Consider the following 24,364-nt stretch of genomic DNA (forward strand, 5'->3'; position numbering starts at 1 on the left):
CGGCACCGGCGGGGGCGAGTTGGCCGACGCGGTCGCGGCCTACCGCGGCGGTTACCTGCCGGAGGAGCGCCGCGACCTCGAGGAACGCCTGCGCGACGGGCGGTTGCGAGGGCTGGCCGCGACGAGCGCGCTCGAACTGGGCATCGACATCAGCGGGCTGGACGCGGTGGTCATGGCGGGGTGGCCCGGCACTCGTTCGGCCCTGTGGCAGCGGGCCGGCCGGGCGGGGCGCAGGGGCCGCGACAGCCTGGCGGTGCTGCTGGCCTCCGACGACCCGCTCGACCACTATCTCGTCGCGCACCCCGACGCGGTGCTCGCGGAACCTGTCGAGGCGTGCGGACTCGACCCGGCCAATCCCTACGTGCTGCTCCCGCACCTGGCGGCGGCCGCCACCGAGGTGCCGCTGACCGCGGCAGACGAGAGCGTCTTCGGGCCGGGCACGCTGGAACTGGCGGCCGAACTCGAGCGACGCGGCCTGCTGCGTCGCCGACGCGACGGCTGGTACTGGACCCGGCAGGACCGGGCCTGCGGCCTGACCAGCCTGCGCGGGAGCGGCTCCAGCGTCGCGATCGTGGAGAGCCGCAGCGGCAGGGTGCTCGGCACCGTCGATGTGCCTCGCGCCGACGCGGTCGTGCACACCGGAGCGGTCTACGTGCATCAGCAGCGCACCTACGTCGTCACCGAGCTCGACCTGGAGTCGGGGACCGCCCTCGTCGTGGCGGGCGACCCGGGTTGGCGCACCCAGGCCCGCTCGGTGAGCTCCTTCGACATCGTCGGGGTGATCGACGAACACCGCGCCGGCCCGATCAGCGTCAGCCACGGCCACGTGATCGTGCGCGAGCAGGTGACCTCGTTCCTGCGGCGCACCCCGGCGGGCGACGTCATCGGCGAGCACCCTCTCGACCTGCCACAGCGGCGGCTGCCGACTCGCGCCACCTGGTGGACGGTCACACCGGAGGCGCTCGCGGCCGCCGGGATCTCCGCGGACGACATCCCGGGGGCGGCGCACGCCGCCGAGCACGCGGCGATCGGGCTGCTGCCGCTGCTGGCGACCGCCGACCGGTGGGACATCGGCGGGGTCTCCACCGCCTGCCACCCCGACACGGGGTTGCCGACGGTGCTCATCTACGACGGGCACGCCGGTGGGGCCGGCATCGCCGAGCGCGGCTTCGGGCGGCGGCACGCCTGGCTGCGCAGCACCCGCGAGACCGTCGCCTCCTGCCCCTGCGAGCGAGGCTGCCCGGCCTGCGTGCAGTCGCCCAAGTGCGGCAACGGCAACGAGCCCCTGGACAAGGCCGGGGCCGTGCGGCTGCTCGACCTGCTGCTCACCGAGTGCCCGGCGCCCACGTCGCAGGAGGATGGGGCGCAGGACCCCGCAGATAGAGACCGTCGGGCCAGCTAGGACGAGCACCACGGCCGCCCGCGCGAGCGACTCGGCGGCCTGCGCCGCTCGCGCGACCACCCCCGACATCCACACACTGAACTGTGCGTTATCCGGGCGCAGGCTGTGGTCAGGTCCCGGCGCGGTCATCGTCGGCCCCGCGGTGCGGCCTTCTGCAGGTCCGCGGAACCCGCCACCGCGCTCGACCGGGCCGGGCCGAGCCGGGTCAGCGGCGCGGGCAGGCGCACCACCGCCTCCACGCGGACCGAGCCGGGTGACCCCAGCGCCCGCTGCGCCCCGCGCTCGCCCGCGCCGGTCTCGCTCGCCGCACCGGTGGCCTCGCAGGCCCGGACGCGGGCTCCGTTCTCGGCACCGACGCGTCGCGCGACCGAGCAGGCGGTCACCTCGTCCGCGCCGCGCAGGAGCCTGGCCGCGCCGGCGAGCGACGCCAGGTCGGCGGCGGCCCGCGCCCGGTGGGTCGCCGTGATCGTCACGCCCAGGAGGAAAGCGGCCGTCATGAGCGCCAAGGTGGCGCCGATGATCGCCAGCGCCAACATCGAGCCGCTACCGGTCTCGCCGCTCCACCTGGCCGGCCGCGTGGCGAGATCGGCACGAGGCTCGGGAACGGGTTCGCCGTCCAGAGCCGGCGAACGCCTGGCGGTCTCGGGTGCCTCGCGGGGCCGAGGCGCGCCGCGCGGGCGTCGGCGGCTCATCGGGGACGCTCCCGCGGCAGAACCGCGCTGGCCTGCGCGTCCGGCCCGGTCGGCATCCAGCCACCGAGTCGTCGCGCGGGGGCGCGGACGACGACCGTGACGACGTCGCGCCCGGAGATCGTGACCGCGGCGTCGGGCGGAGCCAGCCGCCGCGCGACCTGGCGGGTCTCGCGGACGGAGTCGCCCCTCGATGCGGACCGGGCGGCGGCCCGGGCCGCATCGAGGCAGCGGATCTCGTCGACGACGAAGCCGAGCACCGAGCAGGCCAGGGCGAGAATCAGCGCGACCGCGGGCATGGCCGCCGCGAACTCTGCGGTCACCATGCCCTGGTCGTCCCGGGCTCGGCGAACGCTCACTTGATCACGGCCAGCGCGGTCTTGAACAGCGCCTCGATGAGGTGCTTGACCATTCCGGACTTGATGACCGCCATGAGAACCGCCGCGAACGCGCAGGCGGCGAGGGTACCGACGGCGTACTCGGCGGTGGTCATGCCCGCCTCGGCCGAGAGTCGCAGGCGACGCACGAGGGCGGCGGTGGAGGTCCGGGTGCGTCGCACGAGGGTGACAGACATGTCGTGTCCTTCCGAAGGGTTGGTGTGCTTGCGCCGCCATCGTGCGGTCGTCGTCGATGTCGGCGCGCAGCCCGCGACCGCGGGCTGTGGACGACCGACACCCCCCGAACACGCCTGTGGATAAACGCACGCTGCGGCCGGACTGGGGGTCGAGTCGAGAGCCCGATGGGGAGCCGGTTGACGACCCCGGCCGAGGGGCCGAGGCCGTCAGCGGGCGGTTGCTCCCGGACCGAACAGGAGGACGGACATGCGGGCAGTGGGCTACGTGCGGATCAGCAAGGCAGACCGAGGCGCCACCGAGGACCAGCAGCGGCTGAGCTTGCGGCAGCAGGCCGACACCATCCGCGCGGCGTGCGAGGCCAAGGGCTGGGAGCTTCTGCGGATCGTTGAGGACTTCGCCCTGTCAGGCAACGACAGCGAGCGTCCCGGCTTCATCGAGGTAACCGAGGCGGTGACCAGCGGCGAGGCCGACGTGGTCGTGGTGCGGCACGTGGACCGCCTGTACCGGAAGGGCTGGCGCCTGCTGAAGCTCGTGGACCCGGTCGCCGAGGGTGGCGACGGGTGGAACGTCTACAGCGTGGAGCAGGCGTTCGACACCACCACGCCCGAGGGCTGGTTCGCCTTCGCCCAGTTCGCCCTGTTCGGTGACTTCGAGCGGCGTCTCACCGCCAAGCGGACCAAGCTCGCCCTCGCCCAGCTCCGCAAGGAGGGGAAGCACACCGGGCGCAAGAGCCTCATCCCTGTTGAGGTTGAGGACCGCATCGCCGCGCTGGCTGCCGAGGGCATGAGCGCCAGCGCGATTGCCCGCCTGCTGACCGACGAGCGGGTGCCGCGCCCGACCACTGGCACCGCCCGGAAGGGCGAGAAGGCCGCTCGCACCACGGTCTTCCACTGGGACCACAGCCACGTGCTCGGCGCGATCCGCCGCGCCGGCGTGCGCTCTCGCGCCTCCTAGGTTGCTCGGCTCGGGTCGGGGCTCCATCGTTCGACTCGTTGCCTCGCTTTCGCGAGCACCGCTCGCCCCACCGTCCCCTCACTGGCGGTGGGGCGATTGGCGTTTTGGGCGCGTAAGCGTTGCTTGGGCACAAGTCGAAGCGACATGCTTCGACTCGTAGGGCCAGCTGGCCCAGCAGCGTGGCCCAGGTGGGCGGGAACCGAGGAAGTAGCGAGCAGAGCTCGCGACAACCCATCCGAGACACCCACCTAGGAGCACCAATGGCACGCGGCTACAACTCGATGGCCGACGTCGTGAAGACGACTACGGACGGGCAGGACCTCAACGAGGTCTGGGCCGAGTTCCAGCAGACCATCGCCATCCGCAACCAGCGCCGCAGCGCGCTGGCGGACCTGTTCACCTTCCGCACCACGCTCGCCACCGAGCTGGTCCCGCAGGCCCTCACCGGCGACGACTTCGACGAGGCCAGCGAGTACGGCGTCCCGACCGGCATCCGGCCCACCGCCGACACCGTCAAGGTCGGCTACCCGCACAAGTGGTACGACAAGGCCACGCGCTTCACCTGGCAGTTCCTCTCCCGCGCCAGCTCGGCGCAGGTCGCGAGCGTGCACGCGTCCGCGCTGGAGGCCGACAACAAGCTCATCTTCGACAAGGTCATGCGGCGGGTGTTCAACCCGACCACGTGGCAGAACGAGGACGGCACGTCGGTCTACGGCTTCTGGAACGGCGTGGACGGCCAGCCGCCCGCCAACCAGTGGGGTGAGACCTTCGCGGCCAACTACACCCACTACCGGACCTCCGGCGCGGCCAACCTCACCAGCGCCGACGTGGACGAGCTGGTCGGTGCGGTCGAGTCGCAGGGCTTCGGGCTGCGCGAGAACGGCGACCGGATCATCGTCCTCGTCAACCCCGAGCAGGCGGACGTCATCGCGAGCTTCACCCGCGCCGGCGGCGCGAAGCACGACGCGATCCCCTCCACGGACGCGCCCGCGTTCATCACCGCCGAGACCATCGAGGGCGCCCGTCCTCCGGGCGAGTTCAACGGGCTCACGGTCAAGGTCGCCTACGGCGACGCGTGGGTGGTCGAGGACCGTGGCATCCCGGCTGGCTACATGGTCGCGCTGGCGACCGGTGGCCCGAACAGCGAGCGCAACCCGCTGGGCTTCCGCGAGGAGGCCGTGCCGAGCCTTCAGGGCTTGATCCAGGTCGGTGGCGGCAGCGCCGACTACCCGCTCATCAACTCGTACTACCTGCGCGGCTTCGGCGTGGGCACGCGGCGCCGTGGCGCGGGCGCGGTCATGCAGATCACCGCGAACGCGGTCTACGCCACGCCGGCGAAGTACGCCTGATGAACCCCGGTCCGGCGAGGGTTGCTGCCCTTCTCTCGCCGGACCGGTCAAGGGCAGCAAGGGCAGGCTCAGGAGGTCAACCATGACCAGCAACAACCTCACGACTGACACGATCCTCGGCGCCGTGGAGACCGGCGCGATCCTGTGGCCGCACAACGAGCAGGCCACCGAGGACATCGGCGTCGAGATGGCCGTTCTCGCGGCTCTCGACAAGCCGACCGACGCGCCGACCGGCAAGGCTCTGCACCGGCGGGCCGGCGCCCACTTCTCGCAGGTTCGCCCGCTGCTCGTTGGGCTCAACCGCACCAACTGGACGCTGCGCGACGTGGACGAGGCGCCGTGCGACCGGTGCGACCGCGACGTGTCGTGCCGCCACACCCTCCGCGTCCCGGCAGGCGCCACGGTGGTGGAGCTTCACGTCTGCGAGCGATGCCGCGACCAGCTGGACGGCTCCTTCCGCGCTCTGGTGTGGAGCTGATCGTGGCGCGACGCAAGAGCCACGGAGACGAGTGGTACGCGGCCCACCCGGAGGTCGTGCGATGCAAGGAGCTGTTGAAGACGACCGGCCAGCAGTGCGCGATGGAGGCCCATCCCGGCGCAACGGTCTGCTTCAAGCACGGCGCGAACCTCCCGCAGGTGCAGGCGGCTGCCGCCCGGCGGATTCAGGGATCGGTCGAGGATGCCGTCAAGCGGCTACAGGCCATGCTGGACGACCCGAGCGTGGAGAACCGCGAGAAGGTGAAGATCCTCCACGACTTGCTGGACCGTGGCGGGCTCGGTGCGACGAACAAGCTCCTCGTCGGCGTGGCCGAGCTGGACCCGGTCGAGACTCTGTTCCGCGACCTACTCGGCACGCCGGGCGCGCTGGCGCTGCCCTCCACGGGCGAGGTCTCCGACGCCGAGCTTGCCAAGCGGCGCGCGGCTTGGGCCGAGCTCGTCGGCGGTGATGACGGCGACGTTGTTGACGCCGAGCTGGTCGAGGAGCCCGCCGAGGACAGGGCGCCCGACGCGATCGAGGCCCGCAACGTCGACCGTCCGCAGGCGTCCGCCAAGATGCCCAAGCGCGTCGCGGCGGACCTTGCGGCGCTCCAGAAGGCGGACCTGTGGTGAGCCGGCGCCGTCGCCGCACATAGAGCTCCCGCGCCCGGCGTTGGACTGGTTCGAGTTCCCTTCTCGCCGGGCGCGGGCCTATAGCACAGGCGCGCCGTCTCGAGTCTTGAGACGCCCATAGCGCGTTGTCGGACCCACCTGCGAAAGTTGCTCTTGGCCGGCCTGTCGTCGTTGAGACGGGTCGTTTTTGGCTCAAGATGAGGGAGGGTTGCCAGGTGACGGAGGTCCGCGTGTCGGAGGCGATGCTCCTCATGGAGCGGAAGGCGTACGGCGCCTTCTATACGCCGAAGGACGCAGCCCACTACATGGCCTCGTGGGCAATGCGCACCGAGGGTGACGTCCTATTGGAACCCAGCATCGGCGACGGCTCCTTCATCGCCGCCGCGCGCGACGTGGCGGCAGCTCGTCGGTGGCAACAGCCGCGCTTCATCGCCGCCGAGCTGAACCCGCGCACGGCTGCTGAGGCTGTGACATGCGGGTTGGTCGCCCCGGACGAGCTCGCCGTTGGCGACTTTCTACGAGCGCCCATCCGTCCGGTGCAAGCCGCGATCGGAAACCCGCCGTACGTTCGCCTTCGGGCGCTCCCAGCAGAGCAGGCCGAGACCGCTCTCCGGGCGTCGGGCGCCGACCTTGGCGCGCCGATGTTGACGAGTGGCAGCGTGTGGATGCCGTTCGTTTCCCGCACGGCGCGCTTCCTCGGGCCGGACGGTCGCATGGCCCTGGTGCTGCCGTGGGACATGACGTACGTGAAGTACGCCCGTCCGCTGTGGCGCTACCTCGCGGACACGTTCGGCGCCCTCCGCGTGGTACGGGTGCGCGAGCGCCTGTTCCCGGAGATCGGCCAAGACGTGCTCCTGCTGTTCGCGGACGGCAAGGGGCGCACCACCGACACGGTCGCGTTCGAGGCTCACAGCACCGTCGAGGACCTGATCGCGGGCACACCCGAGACGACGTCCGCCGTAGCGATCAACCGGATCGTCGCCGGCGACCGCGCCTTCCAAGAGGCGCTGCTGCCCTCAGGCGTCGCTGAGCTACTGGCGTCCACCCGCTCATGGACCGTGCCTGCGCGCGAGCTGGTTACGTTCAACATCGGCTACGTCACCGGCGACAAGCACTTCTTCCACCCTGGGCCGGAGCACGACCTCCCCGAAACGAGCTTGCGCCCTGCGCTCACCAACGCGCGCGGCATGCGCGGTAGGGGCCTCTACACATCTCGGCTGGACGAGTCGGCCACCGCCACGCTGTGGCTGCCCGGCGACGAGCTTACGGAGGCCGAGGAGGCATACGAGCGGCGCGGGAGACGGCTGGGCGTGCACAAGGCGTACAAGTGCCGCGTGCGCGATCCGTGGTACCGGGTACCCGGCGTGAAGGTCCCCGACTTGGTGCTGTCGGTGTTCTCGTCGCTGCCGGTCCTGATGGTCAATGACGGCGAGTACGTCGCGACGAACAGCCTGCTGTGCGGCTACCTCCAGCAGGGCGACGCGGACTCCTTCGCCGCGAGTTGGTACACGTCGCTCACGCTGCTGAACGCCGAGCTGGAAGTCCACTCGCTCGGAGGAGGCGTGCTGGTCCTCGTGCCCAACGAGGCTGGCAACGTGCGAGTGCCCAAGCCGAGGACCGTCCCGAAGAAGCTCCTGCCCACAGTGGCCAAGGCTCTCCGCGCTGGAGACCTCCGAGGGGCGTACGCGGCAGGCGACGAGGCACTGGCGCGGAAGTACGGCGCCGACGCGGTCGAGCTGCTGCGTGAGGGCATCGCCGTGCTCGAAGCGTGGCGGGTGGCGAAGCCGCTCAGCTGAAGTAGTCGAGCCAGATGTTGCGCTTCTTGAACGTCTCCACGAGCCGGTCAACGAACGTGCTGATCTGCATGTCCCGCTCATCGAGGGGGACGGCGCCTTGCACGAGGCCGTCCTTGATCTCCGGCAGCGGTGTCGTGTCGAAGTCGACCACCATGTAGGCGAACTGGTCGTAGATGCCTCGGATGTCCTTGTACTGCGTGCCATCGCGACCGGCGATCGCGCTGTACATCCGGGCGTAGCGCGGGTGGTCGGGGTGCTCGTCGACGATGACCTTCTGACCCTTCCGCTTGGCCGACTTCTTGCTGAGGACCGGGTGCAGGTACACGTAGCCGTAGACCGCCATAGGGAAGCGATCCTGGAGGCTGATGCACTCGCCGATGATCCCTTGGTAGTACTCCAGCACGTTCTGCCCGACCGAGCTCATCTGGCTCCGTACGCCGATGCTCATCAGCACGCCGTTGTCGGGGTGGATGACTGCAACGTCGGCGTCCTTCGGCTTGTGTGAACCGAAGAGCTTCGCCTCCTCCTTGACCTCCACGCCCTGCTTCCGAGCCTCGTCGGTGAGGCGCCCGCGCAAGTCGTCCGCGATGTAGCGGTGGAGCATCTTGATGAAGCCCTGACTGCGTACGGCGCCGATCGGGTCAGCGTCGTACTTCGCCTTCATGTCGCGAAGGACGTCCTCCAGGGTAGGAGCGCTGATCGGTGCTGCCGCGACGGCTGTCGGCGTGGACTCGGTGGCCTCGGCCACGTCTCCATCCTCGAACTCCAACTGGTCATCGTCAGTCACTGTGGGACCGTATCGAGCCTGCGCCGATACGGTCCACCGAACGCCGCAACCGTCTCACAACAGCATTACCTGTTCCACTCGCGGCGACGTTCCACCCGAGATGACGAAGGAGTGCCGGCCGCGAACGATCGCGTCGAGCACCGGCATCCAGTCGGGCGGCATCGATCCGCTGCGCTGAAGGTGTTCCAGGGTGCTGATGCGTCGCCGCGGAACCCGCAGGCTGATGTGGGCGGCGCCGTCGACGAGCGGCGGCAGCATCGCGTGCAGCCGCACACCGGACGGCAGGAGTCCGTCGACGAACGGGCTCGCCTCGTCGAGGCGCCGCCTGGCCAGACCCGCCAGCCGCACCGCGAGCCGGCGAACCGCCTGGGCGTCTCCCAGGTCGCAGGCGACCGGCTCGAGACCCGCGCCGCGGTCGACCCACACGCCGTCGGTGCCGTTGACGAGCACGTCGGTGACCGCCTCGTCGAGCAGCAGCGGCTCCAACGGACCGGCCCCGAGCACCGCGTCGCCGAGTTCGGTGGTGGCGTCCTCGACTCCCCCGCGGCCCAGCGTCAGGGCGGATCGGGCCACGACGTCGTCGACGCGTCGAGGAGTGGGCGCGTGCCCTGCCCGGATGTGCTCCCACAGCACGGATTGGTTCATGCTGCCCTCCCCAGCGGCACCCGGATCGACTCGAGGACCTGGTCGGCGGCCTCGGCGAGCGCGCCTCGACCGCCCGGCACCCGTCCCCGTCTGAGATCCGCGGTGACTCGGTCGTCGTCGGACAGCACGGCGACCACCCGCAGCCCGAGGGCATCACACACAAGTGCCGGCAGATCCTCCGGGGAACCACGAGCCACCCGCTGCACGATGGACCAGGCGACGCCGCTCGCCTCGAGCGCCCTGGCGTGGACTCCGGCAGCCGCCAGCTGGGTCGGCCCGAAACCGCACACGATGAGCCCCTCGTGCAGCAGGGCGGCAGCCACCCCGAACTCCGGCGCTGACAGCTCCGGCAGGTCGACGACGATGAGGTCGCAGTAGAAGGCCAGGTTGTCGATCACCGCCCGGATCGCGTGAGCATCGGGCGCGGCGGCGGACGTGCGCTCGAAGGAGACCGCGGGCACCCCGGCTCCGCGCGGCAGCCTCGGCAGGATGTCTGGGATGTCGAGGCGTCCACGCGCTCGAGCCAGATCGGGCCAGCGCAGCCCCGGCTCGTGATCGACCCCCAAGACCACGTCGAGTCCACCGCCGTGCCTTCGCAGATCGACGAGCGCGCAGACGGCGCCCCGTTGCCGGGCGCGCACCCCCAGTGCGGCCACGAGGCAGGAGGCACCAACGCCACCCGAGGCGCCGCTCACGCCGATGATCCGAGCTCGAGTCATGAGGTCACGGTGCGGCACCGACACGGCCGGAGGCGAGGGGGCAGAGCGCGACCTGTGGATAAACACCACCCCGTCCGCGCGCCTGTGGATGATTTCGGCACGAGCGGTTCGCTCCTGGCTCGAAAAAGGGGCAGACATACGGGTGGCCCCCGCTGGGGGGACAGCGGGGGCCACCAACGCGCCAAGCCCCGGGGGGGAGGAGCTGGTGCGCCGCGCTCAACCCGTAGGGAGCGCTGACATCATTGTGTAGGTCGGACGCCCGATAAGCAAACGGCTGTGATGGCATCCGGCGACCAGGATACGCAACGCCTTTTCGGCGCCTCACGGACGTCTGGACCAGTCGGTGAGAAACCGCTGATCTGCGACTTTGTGAACTTCCAACGCGACGACTGACGACCAGTCGACTTCACATCTGCAGCGCTGTGACACACAGTTTGCGCAAAACTAGCGGAGCATGGTGTAACGCTTTGAGGTGACCGCACGATGTGCACCGAATGGCGCTGCTGTGCAGCGAGGCGGGCCCAGACCCACCGCTGGCAAGCCGCCGAGGACTCTGGTCGCCCTGACTCGATTCCGGCCTCATGGCCCAGCTGGCTCTGGTGGCGCGCACGGCGCCGACGGCCCAGTCGGTCAGGACGACCGAGGGCATTACCTCGACCGACCAGGTGGCGCCACCGCAAGCGTCGGCAGCCGTGACGCAGAGCGAGGGCACCTCGTTGCGAGGTGCCCTCGGGTCGTGGACTCCACCGGTTACCAAGCGTGCAATCTGAGCCGTCCGGGGGCACCTGGCCCCGCGGACCTGTCCATCAGTGGACCGACCGCGAGTGGGTGCCGGTATCGTTCACGACCGGCGGCGGCTAACCGCCGTCCTTGCTCATGATTATGCTCCCGACCTGGGGCTTTGGGAAGCGGAAGCAAGAAATCCATCGCTCGGAGTCGGTCCGGCCGCGTGTCCCGCCGGTCGATGCGGGGCGGGGCGCCCCTTGCCACAAACCACCCACACTGGTGTGTGAATCATCCCGTGAGAGCAGAACCGCTCACCAGGCGGACATTCCGGAGTGTGACCAAGAACGCCTTCGGAGTGATTCGGTTGGAGGCTCAGTGGACTCGTGGCAGCCTCCGAGGAGCTGTGGATAACGCGCGTCACGAGTCGGTGCACCTGAGTAACGTGACGCGTTGCCACGCTCCACCTGCCCCTCCAGGAGCTCTTCGTGCCCACTGACGCCACCCGCCGGCCCCACCATCGAGCCCTGCCCGGCCACCGGTCGAAAACTCCCGCCCGGGTGCTCGGTGCCGCGATCTTCATGGCGCTGTCGGCCGTTCCGGCCGCGGCCTATGCGGCCGACGGTGCGGAGACCGATCTCCCGGATGAGGCCGTCGTCGATGCCCCCGCGCAGTCGACCCATGAGACGGGCGAGTCGGGCGCCTCGGCGAAGCCCGAAACCCAGGCCCCGGAGGAGCACGCGCCCGAGACCGAGCGGGCGGCCAAGTCCGAACACGCAGCCGAGGCCGGGCAGGCATCCGATCACGCAGCCGAGGTCGAGCAGGCAGCCGAACCCGAGCACGAGCCGGAGCGCGCAGCCGAATCCGAGCAGACAGCCGAACCCGAGCCCGAGCGGACAGCCGAGCCCGAGCAGGCGCGCGAGGCCGAGCACGTAGCCGACGAGGCCTCCGAAGCAGACCACGAGCGCGAGCAGAAACCCGACACACCGACCGAGGCGCGACCCGAGCATCAGAGCGACTCCCAGCCGGAAGACCAGCACGCACCCGAGCCCGAGCACGCAGCCGACAAGGCGCCCGAACTCGCCGAGACAGACCACGAGCACGAGCAGAAGCCCGACGCACCGACCGAGACGCGACCCGAACAGCAGAGCGACTCCCAGCCGGAAGACCAGCACGCACCCGAGCCCGAACACGCGCCCGAATCCGCCGAGGCGGCTGGTGACGAACCCGAGTCCGATGCCCGGCCGGAGGCTGAGGCCGGGAGTCGTTCTGAGTCTTCACCTCAGGCTCCGGAACAGCCCTGGGCAGAATCGACGCCCTCGGCGGGCGGTGACGACCAGCCCGCGCGGTCCGTCACCCACCACGAGACTGCGACCGACGCCGGCTCCGCCAGCGACTCACGCGCCGAGTCAACTGAGCCGGGAGTGTCTGCCGAGGGCGCCGACAGCGATCACCGCTCTGAGGCAGGCACACCGTACGACCGCGACAGCCACGGCGATGTCGCTCCACGCGAGTACCCTCAGGACGAGCCGCACCTGACGACGAACTCGCCCGAGGGTGATTCGAATGTGGCTCTTGCACAAAACGCTTGGTCTCCGCTGGCGGCGCCGGGCAAGGGCATCGACGACCTTCGCCCTGCGACGGATCTGTCCGGCGAGGGGTCGTGGAAGCGTGTCGCGGAATCAGGGGCTGACGTCGCGGACGGACGCGGAGCCGAGTCCTCTGAACGGCAGTCGTGGGACGCATCGGGCGAAGATCGTCGCGATGCCGGCCCCATCGTCGTCCGGCCCGCGGAACTGGCCGAGGCGCAGGCGGCGCGACCTGGCGAGAACGCCGCCGCGACCGTCGGCCCCGTGCGCGGAGCGGGCTCGCCACCCGCTCAAGATGTCGACGAGCTGCGATTCGGTGGGGCCGGCACGCGTTGGGTGGAAGTGGACGCTGACGTGATCGGTCCCGCGGCCGGCGCGGCTGATGCTCTTGTCGGCCAGGCCACGAAGGCCCTCGGCGGCACGCCCGTCCTCACCGACCTCCCACCCGGCCAGGCGAAGAAGCTCGAACGCGACGCCGAAAGCGCGACCTGCCACCCGGTCAGGCGAAGAAGCTCGACCGCACCGCCGACCCCAAGCTCGACCTCCTCCTCCCACCTGGCCAAGCGAAGAAGTTCGACCGCACCTCCGAAACCGGGTCCGACCTGCCGCCCGGCCAAGCGAAGAAGGCCGACCGCGCCGACGAAGCCGACGAAACTGTGCGCGACCTGCCGCCGGGTCAGGCGAAGAAGCTGGACCGCACCTCCGACCACGAGCCCGACCTGCCACCCGGTCAGGCGAAGAAGCTCGACCGTACCTCCGACCACGAGCCCGACCTGCCACCCGGTCAGGCGAAGAAGCTCGTCCGCAGCACGACGCGCGCAACCGAGGAGCGCGCGGAGCCCGCCACGCAGAAGTACCGCTCGCCGGTCGAGACCGCGGTCGAGGCTCAGGTCAGCGCGGCCAGGGACGCGGTCGACCGGCTCAGCGCTCCCAGCCGGCAGGAGTCGGCACCGGCGCCGTCCTCGGCACCGGCGCCGTCGTCGGCGCCATCGTCCACGGCACGCACGAGACCGTCCACGCCCAACGAGACCCGCGCACCTGAGCAGACGCCGACCCGCGCACCTGAGCCGACGCCGTCGACCACCCGAGACGAGGTGAAGGAGGCCGAGCCGCCGGCCGTCGCGGCGACCCCGGCGCCGAGGTCCACTCCGCCGAAGCCGGCCTCGCCCTCATGGTCGTGGCCTGTCCCGGGCCTGCCGTCGTCACTTCCTTCGTACAGCGAGCATCACCCGGCCGGCCCGGCGCCCACGCCACAGAACTCTGTGTCACCCGCACCCGCGCCGGCTCACTCGACCACCCCTGAGCCGGCGAGCACCCCTGTCAGCACCCCGACGAGCACGTCTGCGCCGATCGCCCCGCGGGGCCGGTGGCTGGCGCCGTCGACGGCGGACACCGCCGGACGCACCGGCCACGGGGTCGCCCCGGTGCTCGCGGCCACGGGCGGGCCGCAGGTCGCCGGTCCTCATCACCCCGCCGCGCCGCAGGTCACGCCCCGGCTGCCCACGCCGTCCGGGCCTGGCGCCCCCACGCAGCGCTCATACCCGGACCTGTCCTCGCGGCACTCCGCACCAACCTGGCGCAGCGGCACCCACCTGAACGAGCCCAACGCCGATTCCCTCCGCCGCGCACAACAATTGGCGACCGACCGGGGCCGGCCGTTCGATGTGGTGGCGGCCCGCCTCCTCGCGCGCACGTGGGAGGACATCGCCCGCCCGACGTCCGCCCTGGGCGTCTTGAGCCGGGTGCCCGGGCGCAAGGTGCTCGAGGTGCCGGTGCTGCCGGACGCCGGCGGCAGCCTGACGTCCTGCGCCAAGGGCCGCTACCACGGGTACTGGCGGCAGTTCGCCCAAGCCGTCGAGGCGAACGGTCTCGGCGACGCGATCATCGACCTGCGACCCGACACCGCCGATCTCGCGGCGAAGAACCCCGCCGAGTACGCCGCCTGCTACCGCCGGGTCGTGCAGTCGCTGCGCAGCAGCCAACCGCGCATGCAGACCCAGTGGAGCGTTCCGCGGGGCATCCAGCCCGGTCAGGATCCGCTGCTGTCGTGGCCGGGCGCCGATGTCGTCATGATCGTCGGGGTCGACGCCGTCGACACCGGCAACGACTGGGGCCGCACGATCAACGGCCGTTACGGCCTGAACTGGTGGGCCGATTTCGCGGCGCGCAACGGCCGCCAGATCGCCCTGGCTCGCTGGGGCCTGTTCCCGGGCTCGGCGACGTCACACACAAACGCGCCGTACATCCAGAACATGCATGATTGGCTGGTGCGCGCCCAGGTCCGCAAGCAGCTTGCATATGAGGCATTCACCGCCCCGGACGATTTCACCGGGGCGGGCCCCGCCGTTTACCGAACGCTGTTCTCGGGCTGATCCATGGCGTTCGACCCCTACAGTCTCCCCGACGAACCGATCGTGGCCATCGACCTCGCGCTCGATGCCACCGGCGAGGAGCGGGCGACCGTCGACGGGCAGCCCGTCAGACGCCGCTTCGGGGAGTCGGCCCGGGCGGCCGCGGTGCGCACGGTCGCGACGATCGTCGACGACCTGCCCGCGCTGCAGCCCTCCGGACGCCGACCGGCCGGGGTTCGGGCCCGCATCAACGGCAGCGGATTTCGCGACTACGACATCGCGGTCGATCGGGACGCCCGGCTGTACGTGCCGATCGGTGCGGCCGCCGACGAGCCCGAGCCCGAACCGGCTCCGCCCGCGACGCCCCTGCCGTTCGGCCCCGATCTGCGCTCCCCCGGCCCTTCCGCGCCACCCGACGCGCCACCCGACGCGGCGCTCGGCGACACCCACGGCGAGTCCGCCGCTCAGGGGCCGCGCGGTTGGAGTCGCACGTTCCTCGACGATCGAGCCGACCCGCAGGAGCAGACCGGGTCGACCGCGGGCGCCGCGTCGGGCGCCGCACCCGCGGGACCGGTACGCCGTCGCGACGTGAAACGGCGCCGACGCCGGTGGGGCCGACGTCCGCCACCCGACGGACTCATCGCCACCCCGCCCAAGCAACTGTCCGCGGACCGGTTGGCCGGGCTCGTGCGGGCCGCGCGTGATCTGCGCCCCGTCACCTCCGAGGCCGACAACGACGAGTCCCCCGGTCGCGAGCCCGAGGCGGGCCCGCCCCCGCCCGGCCAGCGACGCACCCGTCCGGCGGTTGTGGCCGTCGTCATCGCGGCCCTGCTCATCGTGGGTGCGATCGCCGCGATCGTCACCGCGATCCTCGAGCCGGACAGCCTGCACGCGGGCAGCGCGAGCGGCACCGCACAGGCCACCGCCTTCCCGGGCTCGGTCGCCCCCGGCTGGAGCACGACCCCCCGGTGGGTCTCCCCGACCCTGGAAGAGGGCGGCGGCCGGATCCTCGCCGTCGACGACGCGGTCGCCTACGTCACTGCGGACCACCGCCTCGAAGTCGTCGACGCCCTCACCGGCTCCCCACGCTGGCGGGCCCAACTGCCCAAGGGCGACCTGCGGGGCGGCCTGGCGTTCACCACGATCGGCGGCACGGGCGTCGTCGCCGCACAGCTCGGCGACACGCTCATCTGGTGGCAAGCCGACGACGGCTCCGACCGGCGCACGCTCGCGCTGCCGCAGGGGGCCCGCACGACCTACCTCGGCGAATCGCCGCTGGTCGGCATCGACGAACGCACGGTGGCAGTGCTCTCCGGCGACAAGCTCGCCCAGGTCGCCGTGCCCGCCGGGGCGTACGCCCTGGCCGCCGACAACACCGGCCGCGTGACCGCCGGCTCCGGCGCCGGATGGTTTCGCCTGACCGCCGGGGCCGCTGCGACCAAGCCGACCGCATGGGAACGGGCCGCACCCGACGACGAGGCCCCGAACACCAACCCGACGGTGATCGGCTACCTCGGCGACTCCGTCGTCACGCTCTACCCGGCCGACCGCAACGGCGACCAGCACGTCGTCGTCTACACCGACGCCGCCGAGGGCCCGACGATGCGGGTGAGCTTTCGCGGCAAGGCGGTGGCCACCGACGGCGCCGGGCAGCCCTGGTGGCCGTCACCCGCCGGCACGTGGGGCGTGCTCGGTCGCACGCTGATCGACCTGGAGGCGGGCAGCGTCACCGACCTCGGCGCGTGGACCACGACGTGGATCACGCAGGACCGCGCCTACGGCACCGTCGACGGCGACTCCGTGCAGGCCGGCCCGAAGGTGGACCGCGCGCAGATCGGCGCCGATGTGACGATCCCGGAGATCGTCACCGACGCGGGTGCCGCCGTGCGAGCTCGCGTCGACGACCAGGACCGCCTCTACCTGCTGCCGCCCGCCTGATCCGGGTCTCCCAGCGCTCCGGGCGTTCCCGGGCTATCCGGGCCGGTCGGGCCCGTCTCCGCCACGGCCTGCAGGGTCGGCATCGTCTCGCGCGCCGGCACCCACGCCAGCGCGCCGATGAGCAGCACGGCCGCGGTCACCGCGAACGCGGCCGGGAAGCCGACGGCGTCGGCGACCCAGCCGGTGAGGACCGGGCCGAGGATCGCCCCGCCGTCGGTGGCCATCTGGAACGTCGCGAGCACCTTGCCCCCCGAACGCCCCTGTCCGACGACGTCGGCGACGGCGGCCTGCTGGGCCGGGTTGACGATGCCGGCACCGGCTCCGGCCAGCAGCGAAAGCAGCAGGAACGGCACCGGCGAGTGCGCCATCCCGAAGGAGACGGTGCCGACGGCGCTCACGAGGAGCCCGAGGATCACCAGTCGACGCCGGCCGTGCGCGTCGACGAGCCGCCCGGAGACCTGCAGCGCCAGCGCATTACCCACCGCGAAGATCGTCAGCGCGAACCCCGCCCACGCCGCGCCCAGCCCGGCGGAGGAGGCCGCGAACAGCGGCACGAGCGCCACACGCACCCCGAAGTTCGCCCACCCGTTGGCGAATCCCCCGACGAGCGCTGCCCGGTAGGCGCTGTCGCGCAGGGCCTCGGTGACCGACAACGCCGGAGGCGGAGTGCTCCCCGGCGGTGGCCGCAGCGCCGCACCCTTCAGGAAGACCGCGACCACGCCCGCCGCGATGACGAGCGCCACCGCGTAGATGACGAACGGCACGCGGTACCCGAAGCCCGCGGTCAGGCTCCCGAGGATGGGTCCGGCGATGCCGCCGATGAGGAACGCGCCCGCGTACGCCGACGACACCCGCCCCCGGATGGTCGGCGGCGCCAACCGCACGATGAGCCCCATCGCGGAGACGGTGAACATCGTCGATCCGACGCCGCCGAGCCCGCGGAAGATCAACAGCTGCCAGTAGCCGCCGGCCACGGCGCACGCCCCGGTGGAGGCGGCGACGATGAGCAGCCCGGCGAGGTAGACGGGCCGCTCCCCCAGCCGCGTGATGAGCACGCCCCCGGCGGGCGCGAACACGAGCCGCATGAAGGCGAACGCGCTGACGATGATCGACGCCGCCGCGACTCCCACGTCGAAGCTCGCGGCGTACTGCGGCAGCACCGGCGCGACGAGGCCGAAGCCGATCGCGATGACGAACGCGGACGCGATGAGGACGCGGATCTCGCGCGGAATCGGTGGGCGCGCGCTCGCGGCGGCGGTCTGGCTGCTCATGGCCGTGTCAGTATCGCCCCTCCGGCGCGCCGCGCACGCCCCGGCCGCCACTGCCGCCGCGTTGTCGGCGACCGACGCGCCCTCAGCGCCCTCAGTGCCCGTCGCGGACGCGGCGCAGGTCGACGAGCAGCGCGGCGGTGATGTCGCTGCCCACGGCGTTCAGGCTGGCGACGTCGACGGCCTCGTGCCGCTCGGCGACCGACGGCTCCTCCCGCGTGGTCACGTCACCCGTGTCGAGTCGCGCTGCGGCGCTGGCCAACTCGAGCCGCAGATCCGGGGCGAGCACCCCACCCCGGCGCGCGCCGCGCCGGCCCACCTCGACCGCATACCGTTCCGTGCGGGCTGCGACCGCGTGGTCCTCGGTGGTCAGCATGACCGCGGTGCGGGACAGCAGCGCGAGCCCCCGGTCGAAGTCGCCGTCGCCGACGTCCGCGACGGCCCGGCGCAACAGCGGCCGATCGTCGCGCACCGCCTGATCGCACAGCAGCGACAGCTGCAGGCCGAGCAGCCGCTCGCGGGTTCGCGAGGCCCCGGAGTCGCGGCCGAGCGGCACGACGAGCTCGCCGCCCGCCGCGGCCTGGCCCATCGTGTCGAGCATCTCGCGGCCGCCCTCGTCGGGCGTGTGCACGGTGTCGCGCAGCGGCACGACCCGGATCATCGCCGACGCGAGCAGCGCGAGCACCGCCAGCGGCAGCGCCGCGAGGAAGACGTCGTGCAGCGCGTCGGCGAGACCGAACCGGACCGCCTCCGCGATGGCCGGCGGCAGCTGCGCGAGCGCGGACGGGTCGAGCACCGATCCCGCGTCGAGCCCACCCTCCGGCATCGCCGCGGCCGCGCCCGGGGGCAGGTGCGAGACGATCGCCTCGCCCATCCGGCTCGACAGGATCGTGCCGAAGACCGCGATGCCGACCGTCGAGCCGACATTGCGGAAGAACTGCGTGGAGGCGGTGGCGACGCCCAGATCCCGGCGCATCACCGAGTTCTGCACGATGAGCGTGTAGACCTGCATGCACATGCCCAGCCCGATGCCGAAGACGATCATCGCCGCGGTGAGCTGCAGTTGCGTGGCCCCGTACTCCAGTCGGGTGAGCATCCACAGGCCGACGCCCATGATCGTGGGGCCGAGGAGCGTCAGCCCCTTGTACCGCCCCGTGCGAGTGATGAACAGGCCCGACAGGATGCTCAACCCGATCATGCCGACGCTCATCGGCATGACGATGAGACCCGAGTTGGTCGCGTTCACGCCGAGCACGCCCTGGGCGTACACCGGGATGTAGATCAGCGCGCCGAACATCATCATCGACACCGCGAAGCTGGCGATGTTGGAGAACGTGAAGATCGAGCTGCGGAACAGGCTCAGCGGGATGACCGGCTCCGCGGCGCGCAGTTCGACGGCGACGAACGCCGCGAGGAAGAGCGCACCGACCACGTACATGCCGATGATCTGCGCCGAGGTCCACGCGTACGTCGTGCCCCCGAACGAGGTGGCCAGCAGCAGGAGCACGAGCGCGATCGTCAGCGTGACGATGCCGGCCACGTCGACCTTCGCGTCGCGGGGCGTGTGCGGCAGCCGCAGGAAGCGGTGGATGGCGACGAAGGCCACGATGCCGACCGGCAGGCTGATGAAGAACAGCCAGCGCCAGCCCCAGTGGTCGGTGACGAAGCCTCCGATGAGCGGCCCGGCGATCGAGGTGAAGCCGAACACGCTGCCCATCAGGCCCTGATACTTGCCGCGCTGCCGCGGCGGGATGATGTCGCCGATGATGGTCTGGGACAACGGCATCAGCGTGCCCATGCCGGCCCCCTGCACGGCGCGGGCGAGGACGAGGAACCAGAAGTTCTGGGCGATGCCGGCCAGCAGTGAGCCGGTCATGAACAGCAGCAGCCCGCCGAGGTAGAAGCGGCGGCGGCCATAGAGATCGGAGAGCTTGCCGACGATCGGCACGGCGACCGCGGAGACGAGCATCGCGGCGGTGGCGATCCACGAGTAGTGCTCCATGCCACCGAGTTCGGCGACGATACGCGGCATCGCCGGGGAGACGATGGTCTGGCTGATGGCCGCGACGAACATGCCGAGCATGAGCCCGGCGAACACGCGTTTGCCGGTGCGGTCGAGGCGGTACCCGGCCGCGGCGTCCGCGTCGTCGGGACGAGCGGCCTGCGCCGGGGCCGCGGGGGAAGACGAGGTCACGAGCGTCCTTCTCGGGTCGGGGGAAAATCTTGGTTGCACTCTCTGCAAAGTTACACCCGATGCAGCTATTCCCTCGATGCGTTCTAAGCTGACGAGCGTGACGGCAGCGGCACCCCTGGGCCTGCGCGAGCGCAAGAAGCAGCAGACACGCTCGCTGCTGCACCGCGCCGCCCTCGACCTCGTGCTCGAGCACGGCCCCGACGACGTGACCGTCGACCAGATCGCGGCGAAGGCGCAGGTCAGCACCCGCACGTTCTTCAACTACTACGCGACCAAGGACGCGGCGATCGCCGGGGTGACGCCCGAGTTCGCCGACCTCGTCGTCGCGGACTTCACCGCGGCGGCACGCGACGCCGGGGTGCTGACGGCCCTGGAGCGGGCGCTCGCTCGCCGCGTCAGCGGCCTGGCCAGCGACGGCGCCCTGCGCCGGCAGCGCGCCGAGGTCTTCCAGCGCTGGCCGCAGCTGGTGCCGGCGCTCAGCGGCCCGTTGACCGGCATGGAACGGGCGCTGCGGGAGGCGGTGGCGGCGCACCTGGGGGTCGACGGACGCGTCGATCCGCGCCCGGCGCGCTATGTGCTGTGCGCCACGGCCGTGCTGCGCTCGGCGCTGTCGACCCCGGGCGCCGACCTGACCGTCTCCGTCGCGGAGGGCTTCGACGCGCTGCGCGCGGGGCTGCCGGACCTTGCCGGCGCGGCGCACGAATCCACCGACACCAGGCCGTAACTCGTCACTGCGCACGCTCACGCCGAGACGGACCGGGCGATCTTGTCGGGGGTCGGTGTTTGGATGCTGTTTCAGGAACCACCCCGAGGCACGCTCGATCGGAGACAGCCATGACCGTCCGGCTCCCACAGGCCCACGACCCGTCCGCCTGGGCGGGTGCGGGGTGGCCCCTCGGCGCGCACTACGACCCGGCCGCCTCGAGCGTGACGTTCGCCGTGCACGCGCCCGCGGCCACCCGGGTCCAGCTCGAGCTCTACGCCACCGCGATCGGCGCTGCGGCGTTCGGGTCGTTCGAGTGCGCCCGCGGCGACGACGGCGCGTGGCGCGCCCAGGTCGACAACGTCGGCCCTGGCGCGCTGTACGGCTTTCGCTGCTGGGGGCGCAACTGGGGGTTCGAGCCGGGCTGGGCGCCCGGCAGCGCCGTCGGATTCCGCGCCGACCTCGACGAGGACGGCAACCGATTCAATCCCAACAAGCTGCTGTTCGACCCCTACGCGCGCGAGCTCAGCCACAACCTGCTCGACCCGGGCATCGCGGCCGCGGGCGCGGACGGCGGCTGGTTCGGCACCGGCGGCCAGGAACACCACGGCCGCCCCCGCAGGGGGCTCGACACCGGGCCGTACGCCCCCAAGGGTGTCGTGCTCGCGAGCGAACCGAGAACGTTCCGCCGGCCCGCCATCGACCCGCACGACGCCGCGATCTACGAGGCGCACGTGCGCAGCCTGACGCGCCACCCGAGCGCCCTGCGTCTCGGTGAGCTGTTCGCGCACACACCGGGATTCGAGGCGGTGCGCAACGTGCCCCGGGAGCTGCAGGGCACCTACGCCGGGGCCGCCCACCTCGCCCCGTACCTGGCGGCGCTGGGGCTGACGACCATCGAACTGCTGCCGGTCATGGAGATGGACTGCCTCGGCGACGACGCGACCACCGACTCCGGGCCGACGAACTACTGGGGGTACCAGACGCTCGCGTTCTTCGCGCCGAACCGCCGGTACGCGGCCGACCGGTCGCCGGGTGGGCCGACGCGCGAGTTCCGGGCCATGGTCGACGCCTTCCACGACGCCGGGCTGGAGGTGTACCTCGACGTCGTCTACAACCACACCGGGGAGGGCGGCCACTGGGGTGACGACCTCGACACCACCGGCTTCACCAGCCTCGGCGGCTTCGCCACCGCCGAGTACTACGTGCTGACCGACGAGCACCGCCTCGTCGACGGGGCCACCGGATGCTCCAACCAGGTGAACTTCTCGGCTCCCGCCAGCCAGCGTCTCGCGCTCGACTCGCTCGCCTACTGGCACGACGAACTCGGCGTCGACGGCTTCCGGTTCGACCTGGCCCCCGTGCTCGGGCGGCGTCCCGACGACGCGGCCCGCGACGACTGGGGCGCCCAGCGGCGGTTCTTCCCCACGCACCCGCTGCTGACCGACATCGCGCAGTGGGCGCAGGAGCAGCGGATCGAGGTCGTGGCCGAGGCGTGGGATCTGTGGGGCTATGAGGTCGGCAACTTTCCCGCGGGCTGGGGCGAGTGGAACGGACGGTTCCGCGACGCCGTGCGCGCCTTCGCGAAGGGCGACGGCAATGTGCAGGCCTTCATGGACCTGTTCAACGGCGACTTCGCGCACTTCCACGATCAGGGCGGACCGGCCAAGTCGATCAACTTCGTCACCGCGCACGACGGGTTCACCCTCATGGATCTCGTCTCGTTTCCCGCCAAGAACAACGCCGTGGGGCCGCCGTTCGGGCCGAGCGACGGCGGCGCCGACACCAACCTGTCGTGGGATTCCGGCGGCGACCAGGCGTTGCGCCGGGCCCGCGCCCGCGCGTTGCTGGCGATCCTGTTCCTCGCCCGCGGCGTGCCGATGATCGTCTCCGGCGACGAGTACGGCCGCACCCAGAACGGCAACAACAACCCGTGGGCGATCGACACGGCCGGCATCTGGAACAACTGGGCGCAGGCCGTCAGCCGCACCCCCACGCGGCTGGCGGTCGACCCGACCGACCCGGGCGCCGGCGGCTACTTCGACGTCTTCGGGGCCGCCGCTTCCCCCGACGGGGTCAACCCGGTGTTCGCGTTCACCCGCGCGGTGGCGCGGCTGCGGCGGGAGCATCCGGCGCTGCGGCAGCGCGAATGGGGCGACGCCGCCCAGGGTGGCGACGACGTCTCCTACCTGTTCGCCGCACCCCACGGCGGCACGCCCGCGCCGGGAGACCGTGCCGTCGCCGTGCGCATCGACGCCTCCCACACCGGCGGCGGCGATCTGCTCGTGCTCGTCGCGATGACCGATGAGCCCTGCCGATTCGTCGTGCCGGCGGCGACGCCGGGGCGCTCGTGGCGGCGGATCCTCGACACCGGGGTCGAGGCGGAGGCCGAGGGCAACGCCTGGCCGCTGGGCACCGCCCAGCCTGTGGCGGGCGACTCGGGCGACGCGGGTGACTCGGGCGACTCGGGCGACTCGGGCGACTCGGGCGACTCGGGCGACTCGGGCGAGACAAGAGGGCGAGCGCAGGTGGGAGTAGGCGTGGGCCACCGGCCTGCCCGCCGACGATCCGCGCTCAGAGCCAGCCGACGTGGCCGCGCAGCAGCGTGTACCCGACGAAGGCGACGACGTCGAGCAGCGTGTGCGCGACGACGAGCGGCATGACGCGGCGGGTGCGGGCGTAGACGACGCCGAGCAGCAGGCCCATCGCGAGGTTGCCGACACCGCCTCCGAAGCCCTGGTACAGGTGGTAGGTGCCGCGGATGAGCGCGGAGACGACGATGATCGTCGGCAGTCGCCAGCCCGCTTGGCCCCAGCGGGTGAACAGGTAGGCGACCATGACGATCTCCTCGAGCACGGCGTTCTGCGCCGCGGCGAGCACGAGCACCGGCACGGCCCACCAGGTCTGGTCGAGGTTCGCGGCGGCGATCGTCGTGTTCAGGCCCATCGCCCGCGCGGCCAGGTACAGGCCCAGACCCGGGACGCCGATGATCGCGGCCAACGCGGCCCCGTGCAGCAGGTCGCGGCCCGGGCGGCGGCCGTCGGCGCCCACCAGCGCGCGGGCCCTGGCGTCGTCACGGGTCAGCAGGTGCAGGGCAAGCAAGGCCGGAACGAGCGCGATCCCGATGCCCGCCAGCTGATAGGCGAGGTCGAGCCACGGGCGGTCCGGGTGACCGCCTCGTTCATCGCCGTCGTCTGGTCGCCGAGGCCGACCTGCTCGGTGAGCTTGCGGATCAGCGCGAGCACCGCCCAGATGGCCGACGCCCCGAGTGAGACGCCGAGCACGAGCGCCGTCTCGGTGACGAGCTGGCGACGGTTCGCGTCGGTGCGCGGCAGCCGGTTCACACAGGTCCTCTCGCCGGGCCGGTCAGGTTGTTCCATGATGCGACGTAGGCTGCCCGCATCGACGCAACGTCTGCGGCGCCGCTCGGGACGCCGACAGACGCCGACGACGGGGAGGACCGATGGACCTGGGACGACCGATGGAGCTCGCCACCGACCTGGACATGACCGGCCACGCCGGCTACATGTACGGCTGCCGCTGGCAGGGAGCCGGGAGCGCCCGCCGGAGTA

General features: G+C 71.7%; 19 protein-coding genes and 1 pseudogene. 10 read left to right on the forward strand and 10 right to left on the reverse strand.

Translation table 11 applies throughout. The features are described 5' to 3' along the window. On the forward strand, positions 1-1,402 hold a 1,402-nt coding region (locus tag PINTE_RS01935), incomplete at its 5' end, for a DEAD/DEAH box helicase (RefSeq protein ID WP_157087028.1). 125 nt (positions 1,403-1,527) lie between these two features. On the opposite strand, the gene PINTE_RS01940 is transcribed toward PINTE_RS01935, so the two are convergent. The 3 genes from PINTE_RS01940 to PINTE_RS01950 are packed head-to-tail and all read right to left on the reverse strand — an operon-like array spanning position 1,528 to position 2,665. Beyond that, positions 1,528-2,094: an Rv3654c family TadE-like protein gene (locus tag PINTE_RS01940; protein ID WP_084343103.1), complete on the reverse strand. Its 567-nt coding sequence runs from the start codon at positions 2,092-2,094 to the stop codon at positions 1,528-1,530. Next, positions 2,091-2,417, reverse strand: a complete 327-nt coding sequence (locus PINTE_RS01945) for a TadE family type IV pilus minor pilin (protein ID WP_068425494.1) — start codon at positions 2,415-2,417, stop codon at positions 2,091-2,093. The genes PINTE_RS01940 and PINTE_RS01945 overlap by 4 nt, the downstream gene beginning before the upstream one ends. 29 nt (positions 2,418-2,446) lie before the next feature. Further along, positions 2,447-2,665, reverse strand: coding sequence for a DUF4244 domain-containing protein (locus PINTE_RS01950; protein ID WP_084343104.1), 219 nt, complete (start codon positions 2,663-2,665; stop codon positions 2,447-2,449). A 247-nt stretch (positions 2,666-2,912) separates the two neighbouring features. Here PINTE_RS01950 and PINTE_RS01955 point away from each other — a divergent pair, with 247 nt between their 5' ends. The 5 genes from PINTE_RS01955 to PINTE_RS01975 all read left to right on the forward strand — a co-directional run bounded on the left by PINTE_RS01955 (position 2,913) and on the right by PINTE_RS01975 (position 7,875). Continuing rightward, on the forward strand, positions 2,913-3,620 hold the full coding sequence (locus PINTE_RS01955) for a recombinase family protein (RefSeq protein WP_084343106.1): 708 nt from the start codon (positions 2,913-2,915) through the stop codon (positions 3,618-3,620). Positions 3,621-3,880: 260 nt separating this feature from the next. After that, a complete protein-coding gene (locus PINTE_RS01960; RefSeq protein WP_068425500.1) occupies positions 3,881-4,969 on the forward strand; it encodes a hypothetical protein in 1,089 nt (362 codons plus the stop codon). An 82-nt stretch (positions 4,970-5,051) separates the two neighbouring features. Further along, a complete protein-coding gene (locus tag PINTE_RS01965) occupies positions 5,052-5,447 on the forward strand; it encodes a hypothetical protein (protein ID WP_068425501.1) in 396 nt (131 codons plus the stop codon). Then, positions 5,438-6,079, forward strand: a complete 642-nt coding sequence (locus tag PINTE_RS01970; protein WP_068425502.1) for a hypothetical protein — start codon at positions 5,438-5,440, stop codon at positions 6,077-6,079. The genes PINTE_RS01965 and PINTE_RS01970 overlap by 10 nt, the downstream gene beginning before the upstream one ends. Positions 6,080-6,294: 215 nt before the next feature. Beyond that, positions 6,295-7,875: an N-6 DNA methylase gene (locus PINTE_RS01975; protein ID WP_169798434.1), complete on the forward strand. Its 1,581-nt coding sequence runs from the start codon at positions 6,295-6,297 to the stop codon at positions 7,873-7,875. On the opposite strand, the gene PINTE_RS01980 is transcribed toward PINTE_RS01975, so the two are convergent. The 4 genes from PINTE_RS01980 to PINTE_RS23640 all read right to left on the reverse strand — a co-directional run bounded on the left by PINTE_RS01980 (position 7,868) and on the right by PINTE_RS23640 (position 11,846). Further along, a complete protein-coding gene (locus PINTE_RS01980; protein WP_157087030.1) occupies positions 7,868-8,662 on the reverse strand; it encodes a hypothetical protein in 795 nt (264 codons plus the stop codon). The two genes, PINTE_RS01975 and PINTE_RS01980, sit on opposite strands and share 8 nt — an antisense overlap. 54 nt (positions 8,663-8,716) lie before the next feature. Further along, positions 8,717-9,307 carry an ATPase, T2SS/T4P/T4SS family gene (locus tag PINTE_RS01985; RefSeq protein WP_084343107.1) on the reverse strand — a complete coding sequence of 197 codons (591 nt, stop codon included), beginning with the start codon at positions 9,305-9,307 and terminating at the stop codon, positions 8,717-8,719. Then, positions 9,304-10,026 (reverse strand): CpaE-like family protein, encoded by a 723-nt coding sequence (locus PINTE_RS01990; RefSeq protein WP_157087031.1) that lies wholly within the window; start codon positions 10,024-10,026, stop codon positions 9,304-9,306. Before PINTE_RS01990 ends, PINTE_RS01985 begins: the two co-directional genes overlap by 4 nt. Before the next feature lie 1,037 nt (positions 10,027-11,063). Continuing rightward, positions 11,064-11,846, reverse strand: coding sequence for a hypothetical protein (locus PINTE_RS23640; protein WP_174523979.1), 783 nt, complete (start codon positions 11,844-11,846; stop codon positions 11,064-11,066). A 1,916-nt stretch (positions 11,847-13,762) separates the two neighbouring features. Here PINTE_RS23640 and PINTE_RS02015 point away from each other — a divergent pair. Beyond that, positions 13,763-14,710 carry a hypothetical protein gene (locus PINTE_RS02015; RefSeq protein ID WP_157087032.1) on the forward strand — a complete coding sequence of 316 codons (948 nt, stop codon included), beginning with the start codon at positions 13,763-13,765 and terminating at the stop codon, positions 14,708-14,710. 3 nt (positions 14,711-14,713) lie between these two features. Further along, positions 14,714-16,627, forward strand: coding sequence for a hypothetical protein (locus PINTE_RS02020; RefSeq protein WP_068425531.1), 1,914 nt, complete (start codon positions 14,714-14,716; stop codon positions 16,625-16,627). On the opposite strand, the gene PINTE_RS02025 is transcribed toward PINTE_RS02020, so the two are convergent. After that, positions 16,606-17,898 carry an MFS transporter gene (locus PINTE_RS02025; RefSeq protein ID WP_084343109.1) on the reverse strand — a complete coding sequence of 431 codons (1,293 nt, stop codon included), beginning with the start codon at positions 17,896-17,898 and terminating at the stop codon, positions 16,606-16,608. The genes PINTE_RS02020 and PINTE_RS02025 overlap by 22 nt on opposite strands. A gap of 91 nt (positions 17,899-17,989) precedes the next feature. After that, a complete protein-coding gene (locus PINTE_RS02030; protein ID WP_068425533.1) occupies positions 17,990-20,089 on the reverse strand; it encodes an MDR family MFS transporter in 2,100 nt (699 codons plus the stop codon). 76 nt (positions 20,090-20,165) lie between these two features. Here PINTE_RS02030 and PINTE_RS02035 point away from each other — a divergent pair, with 76 nt between their 5' ends. Both PINTE_RS02035 and PINTE_RS02040 read left to right on the forward strand, forming a co-directional pair. Further along, positions 20,166-20,813, forward strand: a complete 648-nt coding sequence (locus PINTE_RS02035) for a TetR/AcrR family transcriptional regulator (RefSeq protein ID WP_157087033.1) — start codon at positions 20,166-20,168, stop codon at positions 20,811-20,813. Positions 20,814-20,923: 110 nt separating this feature from the next. Continuing rightward, positions 20,924-23,455 (forward strand): alpha-amylase family glycosyl hydrolase, encoded by a 2,532-nt coding sequence (locus tag PINTE_RS02040; RefSeq protein WP_084343110.1) that lies wholly within the window; start codon positions 20,924-20,926, stop codon positions 23,453-23,455. Here PINTE_RS02040 and PINTE_RS02045 read toward each other — a convergent pair. Beyond that, positions 23,367-24,172: pseudogene (locus tag PINTE_RS02045) on the reverse strand (CPBP family intramembrane glutamic endopeptidase). The gene PINTE_RS02040 and the pseudogene PINTE_RS02045 overlap by 89 nt on opposite strands. Positions 24,173-24,364: the final 192 nt, after the last annotated feature.

Source organism: Piscicoccus intestinalis NBRC 104926, from assembly GCF_001515525.1.
Taxonomy (GTDB): domain Bacteria; phylum Actinomycetota; class Actinomycetes; order Actinomycetales; family Dermatophilaceae; genus Kineosphaera; species Kineosphaera intestinalis.